The organism is Burkholderia sp. Ac-20392, assembly GCF_017104585.1.
Taxonomy (GTDB): domain Bacteria; phylum Pseudomonadota; class Gammaproteobacteria; order Burkholderiales; family Burkholderiaceae; genus Burkholderia; species Burkholderia lata.
Genome location: NZ_JAAGPB010000350.1, coordinates 1 through 9011, shown reverse-complemented (window position 1 = coordinate 9011; position 9011 = coordinate 1). Strand labels below are relative to the sequence as shown.

At 70.2% G+C, this 9011-nt stretch carries 3 protein-coding genes; all 3 read right to left on the bottom strand.

What is annotated here, in order from left to right; all coding sequences use genetic code 11:
• Position 1: 1 nt before the first annotated feature.
• A complete protein-coding gene (locus tag G3N99_RS28480; protein ID WP_206124052.1) occupies positions 2-1054 on the bottom strand; it encodes a Gfo/Idh/MocA family oxidoreductase in 1053 nt (350 codons plus the stop codon).
• Positions 1051-6525 carry a non-ribosomal peptide synthetase gene (locus tag G3N99_RS28475; protein WP_206124051.1) on the bottom strand — a complete coding sequence of 1825 codons (5475 nt, stop codon included), beginning with the start codon at positions 6523-6525 and terminating at the stop codon, positions 1051-1053. The genes G3N99_RS28480 and G3N99_RS28475 overlap by 4 nt, the downstream gene beginning before the upstream one ends.
• Positions 6522-9011: amino acid adenylation domain-containing protein (locus G3N99_RS28470; protein WP_206124050.1), on the bottom strand; the 2490-nt coding region annotated here is incomplete at its 5' end. The genes G3N99_RS28475 and G3N99_RS28470, both read right to left, overlap by 4 nt.

Below are 9011 nucleotides of genomic sequence, written 5' to 3'. Positions count from 1 at the left end.
TTCATGCGGCACGCTCCAGCAGCATGCCGAGCATGGCCGCGCATGCGTCGCCCGGCGGCTGCTCCGGAAAACCGAGTTGCATCGTCAGTTGCTGCCAGACGCGCGTCACGTCGACGGTGCGCTGGTTGCACGCCTGCAGCCCTTCGCCCGACACGAGCCGATCGACCGCGCGCACGGCCGCCTGCGGCCAGCTGCGCGCATGAATCGCGCCCCACGTGTCGCGCGCGTCGTCGCAGATCTGGATGCTCGGCATGTCGCTGCCCGTCGTGTCGCCGAAGATCGGGAACAGCCCGTTGTCGTCGATCTCCGGTTCGCGCAGCGCGGGCGCCCACCACAGCGGGCCGTGCGGCGACGCGAGCGTCCACGTGCCGGCGTCCGTCGTCAGCGTGATGCTGAACAGCAGGCTCATCCGGCCGTCGTCGGCCGCCGCCATCTCGTTGTGCACGCGCAGCGACACCGGCGTTTCGGCGAGCACCATCGCGCATTCGCGCATCGACGACAGTGCCGGCCCGATCGGTTCGACCGACCACGGGCCCACGCCCTGCAGCGCGGCCGCGAGCACGTCGAGCGCCGCGAAACTGGCCTGCACCGAGCACACGACATCCGCATGCACCGGCGCACGCGTTTCGCGCAGCCGTCGCGCAACGGCGATGAAGCGCGAGACGACCGGCAGGTTCGGATAGAAGCTGTTGAGCAGGCAGCGGCGGCCATGACGCGACGCGGTGCGCAGCACGCGATCCCATTCGTCGGGCAGCAGCGGATGCTCGATCACGACATCGATTCCGCGTTCGAGCAGCCGGCACGCGAGCGCAGCCCCGTCGGCGCCGCGCGCCGCGCCGCCGACCGCGACGCATGCGACGCGCACGTCCTCGGGCAGCGATTCGGGAGAATCGAACACGGGTGCGCCGACACGCGCGGCCAGCGCGGCGGTGCGCGCGCTGCCCTGCCCCAGGATGCCCGCGACGCGATAGGCGCTGGATGCAGCGAGGCCCGCCGCATAGAACTGGCCGAAGCGGGAGCCGGCCACGACGACCGGCAGCGGATGGACCTTCATTGCGCCTCCTTCAGGCGGGTGTCGACGAACGCTGCATTCAGGCAGTCGAAATGACCGCCGGGGATATCGACGGCCGTGATGCCGCCGAGCGCCTGCGCCGTCCAGTATTCGGTGAGCGCCGCGCGCTGCTGCGGAATCAGCGGGTTGCAACGCTCCGGCACGAACAGCCGCAGCGCACCCGCGTAGGGCGCGTCGCCGGCCCAGTGGCTCGCCTGCACCGAATGCATGAAAAGCCGGTACAGCCGCTCGCGTTCGTCGAGCAGCGGATGCGCGACCTCGTCCTGCATCGACAATCCGGCGGCCGCACGCAACACGCGGCGGCGCAGCGCGTCGAGCGGCTCGCAGCGATCGCCGAAAATTTCCAGCTGTGCCTGCAGGCTGCCGGCCGCGAGACGCGCGGGGTCGGCCTTCAACGCATCGGCGAGTGCATCGGCCAGCACGTACGTTTCCGGAAACCCGAGCGCGTCGAGCGGCAGCCCGAGCGTGGCCGCGAAGTTGAACAGCACGAGCCGTTCGTCTTCGATCAGGTACGGAATCCGGAAGCTCGACACGATGTCGAGCGTGCGTACTTGAACGCCGAGCTGCACCAGCGACTTCGCCATGTCGAGCGCGACCAGCCCGCCCGAGCAGTAGCCGAGCACGTCGACCTCGCGCACGCCGGTGCGCCACAACGCATCGGCATAGCGACGGCCGAGTGTCGCGTTCAGATGGCGTGCCGGCACATCGAGATAGTCCTGTGCGTCGCGCACCGCGAAGCCGAGCACCGGGCCGAGCCTCGCGAGTGCCGACATGACCGGTCGATACGCATGCACGGTGCCGAGCCCTTCGTGCACGATCACGCGCGGCACGCCTTCGCCCGGCGCGAGCGGAATCGGGCGCACGTCAGCGCGCACGCGGGGCGCAGGCGCATGAATGACCGTTGATGCGTGCGTCGTGCGCATTGCAGCCGGTGACGTCGCGGCCGCCTGCTGCTCACCCGCATCGCGCAGGCATTGCGCGAACGCAGCGGGCGTCGGCTGCGCGAGCACCCAGCGCAGCAGCCGATCGAACGGATGCGCTTGTGCAAGCGGTTCCTCGCCACGCAGCCGCGACACGAGCTGCGCGATCAGCAGCGAATCACCGCCCGCGGCGAAGAAGTCCTGATCCGGCGTGACGTTGCGCGTATCGAGCACGGCTTCCCACAAGCCGATCAGCCGCGCCAGCAGCGGATCGGCGGCGGCCTGCGTGTTGGCCGGCCGAGCGGCCGCCGGCTCCGGTTCGCGGATGTCGGCGATGCCGGCCAGCGTACGGCGGTCGATCTTGCCGTTCGCGGTCACCGGCAAACGGTCGAGCACGCGCAATTGCGACGGCACCATGTAGCCCGGCACACGCTCCGCGACGAATGCCAGCAGCGCGTCCGGCGCGATGCGCGCCGCGCCGCGCTTCACGTGCGCGAGCAGGATGTCGTAGCCGAGCGCATCGAGCGGCGTGCCGGGCGCCACGCAACCGAGCGCGCAATCGCCACCCTCCGACTGCAACCATTCGAGCCACTGCGCGCGCGGCACGAACAATCGCGCCGACTCGGCACGCGCGTCGTTCGGCGTTTCCATCATCAACCCCTGGCTGATGCTGATCTCCGGATGCTCGGTCGTCAGTTCCTGGATCACCCACCACGCATCGGCCGCCGACAGCGCGCGCAGCCCGGCGACCAGCGCGACCGTGTCGCGCGCATTGTTCAGCGCGCCGGAGCTGATCGTGACGTCGATCGAATGCGGCGCGATGCCCTGCGCGTCGAATGGCGCGTTCATGTCGAACCGCACGAACCGCATCCACGGATACGCGGCAAAACGCTCGCGCGCCGCCGCGAGGAAATAGCTCGACACGTCGCTGAACAGGTAGTCGATCCGCGCGCCCGCTTCGACCAGCGGTGCAAGGGCGTCGACGATCGACCGCGTCGCCGCGGCCGTTCCCGCGCCGATCTCGAGGATGCGCCATGGGCGCTGCGGCTCGCGCGCAACGATCGCACGCACGGCCTGTGCCATCCCGTTGTGCAGTGCGTGCGCATGTTCGCCGTCGCTGTACATCGCGTCGGCGATATGCGATGCGCCTTCCGGGAACATCAGGCCAGCCGGCGACACGCTGCCGTCCACCTGCACGTCGATGCATCCTGCGCTGTCGCGGAAATAGTCGACGAGGACGGCCGGCCACAGATCCGGCGACGCATCCTGCGCAAACGCGTCCCAGCATGCGTGCGCGTCGGCGTGGCCGGCATCGGGCCGCAGACGCCAGCCGCCTGCTTCGGCATCCGCGTGCAGCACGCCGTGCTTGTCGAGCATCGCGAGCCAGTGGCGCAGCAGATGCTGTCGCGCCGCCGGCACGCGCAACCGTTCGCACAACGTCGCGAAATCCGTCGCCGCGTCATCGGTCAGCGCACCCGCCGGCACGATCCACGCAGCCAGCGACGCAACGCAGGCCGCTTCGAGCCGGGCGACCGACCGCGCCACGTCCGCATGCGCAGGCCAGCGCGCGGCGTCGAACGCCGTACGCACGTGCTTCGCGATCTCGTGCAGCGCGTCGTCCTGCGCCGACGGTGCCGGTTCCGTGCCGTGCAGCGACGCGAAGCTCGCGAGCCGACGCTCCGCGCCTTCGCCGAGCACGATCGTCGCGGCCGCGCCAACGAGCGGATGCGCGGTCAGCGCTGCATCGATCTCGGCCAGCTCGATCCGGTAGCCGCGGATCTTCACCTGATCGTCCTGTCGCCCGAGGAATTCGAGCGAACCGTCGGCGCGCACGCGGCCAAGATCGCCGGTGCGATAAAGCCTGCGCCCGTCGCGATGACGGATGAAGCGTTCGGCCGTACGCACGGGATCGTTCGCGTAACCGGTCGCGAGCCCCACGCCGCCGATATGAATCTCGCCGCGCACGCCGGGCGGGCACGGCCGGCCGAGTGCGTCGAGCACTTCCATCGTCTGCCCGGTCAGCGCGCGGCCGTATGGAATGCTGGCAAGCTGCGTGTCCGCCGGACGGATCGGATGCTCGATCGACCAGATCGATGCCTCGGTCGCGCCGCCCAGGCTGAACAGTGCGCTGTCGGGCCAGCGCCGCCACCAGCGCGTGGGCAGCGTCACCGGAATCCAGTCGCCCGACCACAGCACGCGGCGCGGGCCCGGTACATCGAGCGCCGGTTCGCCTTCGAGGTAGTCGATCAGCATCTGCCCTTGCGCGGGCACCGAGTTCCACACCGTCACGCGATGGCGCACCATCAGCTCGGCCCAGTGCGACGGATCGTTGCCGCGCGCCGGATCGGGCAGCACGATGCACGCGCCGCGCGCGGTCGCGCCGAAGAAGTCGTAGACGGACAGGTCGAAGCTCAGCTCGGCAAGGCCGAGCACGACATCGCCGTCACCGACTTCGTGGCGTGCGCTGATGTCGGCAAGCGTGTTGCACACGGCCGCGTGGCTCAGCATCACGCCCTTCGGTTCGCCGGTGGAACCCGACGTATAGATCACGTACGCGAGCGCGTCGCCGTCGATGTCGCGCGCCGCACGCGGCGGCCATTGCGGATCGAGCGGCAACGTATCGATATCGATGCGTACGCAACCGTCATGTTCGAACGCGAGCGCCTGCACGCTGACGACCGCACGCACCCGCGCATTGCGCAGGATTGCCTGTTGCCGCAGCGCCGGCTGGCGACTGTCGACCGGCACGTACGCGGCGCCCGCCTGGACGATCGCGAGCACGGCCGCGAGCTGGTGTGCGCACTTCGGCATCAGCACGGCGACGGTGTCGCCCACGACGACGCCGGCCTGTTCAAGCGCAGACCGCAGCGCCGCCGCATGCTGCGCGACGTCGCGATAGGTGCGTGCCCCCTGCGCATCGATCACCACCGGCGCATCGGGCGTACGCAACGCCTGCGCGGCGAAGCCGGCCGCGATATGCGTATCCGCATCCGGATGGACCTCGGCGGCGGGCGCGGCGGACGGCAGCACGATGTCGCCCGTACGCGACCACCATTCGGCATCCGCAGCGAGCCGGCCCAGCAGCGCGACGTACGCATCGAACATCGCCACGGGCATCCCGTCCGGAAACAGGTCGTCGCGGACGTCCCAGCCGATTTCCAGACCGCCGAACTGGTCGGTCACCTGGCAGTCGAGCCAGACCTGCGGCGTCTGGCTGATCATATGGAGAGGCGGCTCGGCCCGGCCCGCGTGCTCGCCGAGCAGGCGGCCGACGCTGCCGATGCCGCTCGTGAACACCACCGGCATCAGCGCCGCATCCTTGCCGCGCCGCCGCGCGAGTTCGCGCATCACGTCGACGCCGGTAAACGCGCGATGGTCGAGGTCGTCGAACATGCGTGCGCCGATCGTGCGGGCGCGCTCGACGAAATCGCCCCCTTGCGTCGCGTCGACGGCAAGCAGGCTCAGTGCGGTGAAATCGCCGAGCACCGCGTCGATGCGCGGATGCACGGGCGGCCGGTTCAGCACCGTCAGGTTCAGGCAGAACGCGGGCGACTGGCTCCAGCGGCCGACGACTTCGGCGAACGCGGCCAGCGCGACACTGGCCGCGCTCAGCCCGAAGCGGCTCGCGTAGCTGCTCAGCGCAGCCCATTGCGCACGATCGAGCCGTGCATGCCGGTGCGTGAAGCGCGGCCGTGCGTCGGAACGCATCGCGGGTACCACCGGCAGATCGGGGCGCGCCGGCAGATCGTCGATGCGCGCAAGCCACCACGCCTTGTCGCGCGCATGATCGGCGCGCGTACCGGCGTGAGCTTCGTTGACGACGTAATCGCGGAACGTCGCATCGAGCGACGCGGGCTGCCATTGCGGATCGTCGTAACGACGCCGCCATTCGGCGAGCAGCAACTGCAGGCTCGCGTAGTCGATCAGCGTGAAATCGACGGACAGGTGCAGCACCGTGCCATCCGGCCCAAGGCTCACCTCCGGCTGCAGCACCGGCCAGCGGTCGAGCGCGTGCACCGCGTGGTCGAGGCGTTCGCGCACACGCTTCACATGCGCGTCGAATGCGTTCGCGTCGGCGTCTCGCAGGTCATGCACCGCGAGCGGCTGCCACGGCACGTCGGGCAGCACGCGCTGCCATGCGTTGTCCTCGACGATCGCGCGCAGCATCGGATGCCGCGCGACGCACGCATTCCATGCAGCCTCGAAGCGCACGCAGTCGAGATTCGCGGGTTCGCCGTATTCGACGTACAGATGGCACGCATTGCCGCCGAACTCGAAGGATTCGTGCCGGCCGAGCACATATGCGGCCTGCACCGGCGTCAGCGCGAACCGCTCGTACCGGCGCGCCGGATCGCTGCGCCACGCGCCGTCCTGCAGGAAGCGGACGAACGCGTCGCGTTCGGCCTTGATGCGCGCGGCCAGGTCCGCATCGAGTGCGCCCGCCGGCGCGCGATAGCGCAACTGGCCGCCGTCGTCGCACCACAGTTCGATCTGGCGTTCGCGGCAAAGATCGAGCACGTCATCGAAACTCACAGCACACCCTCCTCGATCGTTGCAACGGACGCGTCGCCGTCGGCCTGCGAGGCAGACGCAGCCGGTGCGGCCTCATCGAGCTGCGCGGCAAGACCCGCGAGCGTCGGCTGCCGGTAGAACGCGGCCATGCCGACCCGCACGCCCAGCCGCTCGCGCAGTTGCGCGAGCAGGCGCGTCGCGAGCAGGCTGTCGCCGCCGAGCGCGAAGAACGTCGCGTCGCGCGCGTTCGCCGGACGGCCGAGTGCGTGCTCCCAGCACGCGAGCAGCGTCGCCTGTCGTTCGTCGGCTGGCTCGAACGCGTCATGTGCGGCGGGCGTATCGCCGAGTGCCCGAGCGAGCGCATCGCCTACCGCCCGTCGATCGATCTTGCCGTTCGCGTTGAGCGGCCAGCGCGCGATGCACCACAGCGCATCGGGACGCATCGCATCGGGCAACCGGTCGCGCAGCCAGTCGGCCAGCGCCGCCTGCGCGGCCGGTTCGCCGACACGGCGCGCATCAATGCAGGCAAACGCGGTCGAACGCCAGCTCCGGGAATCGTCCAGCGCAAAGCCGCACGCGTGTGCCGCCGACGCCAGCGCATCGTGCGCAAACGGCCGTGGCAGTGACGCATCGCCCGTCACGCCCGCGACGAGCTCACGCAGCGGCGAATCGCGCAGCACGTCGGCGAGCAGCAGGCGGCCATTCTCCGCAAGCAACGCTGCTGCGATTCGGAACGTCTCTCTTGGATCGTCACGCAGGTGCGCGGCCGCGAAACTGATCACGCAATCGAACCGGCCGAGATGGCGAGCGGGCAGCAAACTGTCCTGCATCGCCTGCAACGTCGGCATCGTGTGTGCAAAGTACGCCTGCGCGTTGTGCAGCAGACCCGGCGACGCGTCGAACAGCGTCACGTCGAAGCGCGGATCGTCGAGCGCGCCAAGCCCCGCATCGAACCATTGCCCGGCGCGCGCGTCGAGCACCGCGACCCGCAGCGGTTCGGTGCGCGCAGCGGCCTGGGCCTGCAGCGCATCGCCAAACTCGCGCAGCGCGCGTGCGCCATCCGGCAGACGCGCCGCGAACGCCAGCGGTGCAATCCGCGGATCGAGCGGCACACGCTGCGCGGCGCCTTCAGGATCGGCCGCGAGCGCGCGCAGCGATCCGGTCAGGTCGTCGAGATCGGCGGCATACCAGTCGAGCAGATCGAGCGCGCCGTCGATGGAAATCGATACGTCATCCTTGGCATGCCAATGCGCACGCAGCGAAGGCGGCAAGCCCGTATCGCCGTCGAGCAGCCTGTCGGCGACTGCGCGTGCAACGGCTGCTTCCGCGTGCACTGTATCGGCAACGTCCGCTTCCACGAGCGCGGGCGATGACAGCGCTGCATCCGATGCGCAATCGGCCGGCACGAACGCCGCCGCGATACGCGCGGCTTCGCCGCCGACGACGCTCGCACACGCACCGTCGATCTGCGGATGCGCGGCCAGCGCGGCCTCGATCTCGCCCAGTTCGATCCGGTGCCCGCGCACCTTCACCTGGCGATCCTCGCGCCCCAGGAATTCGAGCGTGCCGTCGGGCCAGTAGCGGCCCCGGTCGCCGGTGCGATACCAGCGGCCCGACGCCTGCTGCACGAAACGCTGCGCGGTCAGCTCGGGATCGTTCCGGTAGCCGCGCGCGAGGCTGTCGCCACCGATCAGCAGTTCACCCGGCACGTAATCCGGTACATCGCGGCCATCGGCGTCGATGATCCGATAAGCCTGCCCCGGCAGCGGCCGGCCATACGGAATCGAGCGCCAGTGCGGCGGCACGTCGCGCACCGACTGCACGTTCGACCAGATACCGGCCTCGGTCGCGCCGCCGAGCGCATGGAAAGCACAGGCGTCGCCGCACCGTGCGCGCAGGCGCGCCGGCAGGTCGAGCGCGATCCAGTCGCCGGACAGCAGCGCCGCGCGCACGCTGCGGCACGCGTCGGCCGCGGCCGGCACCGCCAGCGCCATTTCCAGCAGCGCGGGCGCCGAATTCCACAGCGTCACGCGATGCTGTGCGATCAGCTCGATCCAGCGCGCCGCGTCGCGTGCGTCATCCTGGGTCGGCAGCACGAGTTCGGCGCCGGCGCCGAGCACGCCGAACAGGTCGTACACCGACAGGTCGAAATCGAGCGCCGATACCGCGAGCAACCGGTCCGTCGGGCTCACACCGAGCAGCGCATCGATCGCATCGATCGTGTTGAGCGCCGCCGCGTGCGTCATCTCGACGCCCTTCGGCACGCCCGTCGAACCGGACGTGTAGACCACGTACGCGGTGGCCTGCGGTGCGACCGCGAGCGGCACGGCCAGCGGCGCATGCCGCATCAGCGCCGCGACGCCGAAATGCGGCAGCGGCGCATCGGCGAGCGTCGTGTCGCCGATCGCGGCCTTCACGCCCGCCGCGCGTTCGATCAGCGCCTTCCGCGCAGCCGGCTGCGCAATGTCGAGCGGCACGTAGCACGCGCCGGCGGCCAGTACGCCGAA